1 pseudogene is annotated in these 638 nt (G+C 68.2%); it reads left to right on the top strand.

Annotated features, from left to right (window positions below):
• Window positions 1-638, top strand: a pseudogene (locus IMZ11_RS43225) (hypothetical protein); the annotation flags it as partial.

The following is a 638-nucleotide window of genomic DNA, read 5'->3' as shown; positions in this document are numbered from 1 at the left end:
CGCCCGCATCGCCGCCGCGCTCATCGCGCTGCACCTGGTGGTCCGGGCGGTACTCGCATTCGGCGGCTATTTCTACTGGGACGATCTGATCCTGATCGGCCGGGCCGGCACCCAGGATCTGCTGTCGCCGTCCTATCTGTTCGACGATCACGACGGCCACGTCATGCCCGCGGCGTTCCTGGTGTCCGGCGCGATCACCCGGATAGCCCCGTTCTCCTGGGTATTGGCCGCGGTCAGCCTGGTGGTGATGCAGCTGCTGGCCTCGTTGGCGTTGCTGCGGGCGCTGTGGGTGATCCTCGGCTGGCGCCCGGTACTGCTGATCCCGCTCACCTTCGCGTTGTTCACGCCGCTGGCGTTACCCGGGTTCGCCTGGTGGGCCGCGGGACTGAACACGCTTCCGATGCAGGCGGCGCTCGCCTGGGTGGTCGGCGAGGCCGTGCTGCTCGTGCGGACCGGGTCGTCGCGGCATGCGGTTGTTGGTGTGCTCGTCTTTCTCGGCGGGCTGCTGTTCTTCGAGAAGGCCGCGGTGATCCCGTTCGTCGCCTTCGCAGTCGTCGCGCTTCTCGGATACGTCACCGGCACCTTTTCGCTGCGCGACGTGTGGCGGCGCGGCCTTCGGCTGTGGGTGGGTTCTCTGG

Origin of the sequence: Microtetraspora sp. AC03309, from assembly GCF_020826795.1 — a bacterium.
Lineage (GTDB): Bacteria > Actinomycetota > Actinomycetes > Streptosporangiales > Streptosporangiaceae > Microtetraspora > Microtetraspora glauca.
The sequence above is the reverse complement of the archived record's forward strand: the minus strand, read 5'-3'. Positions and strand labels throughout refer to the sequence as shown.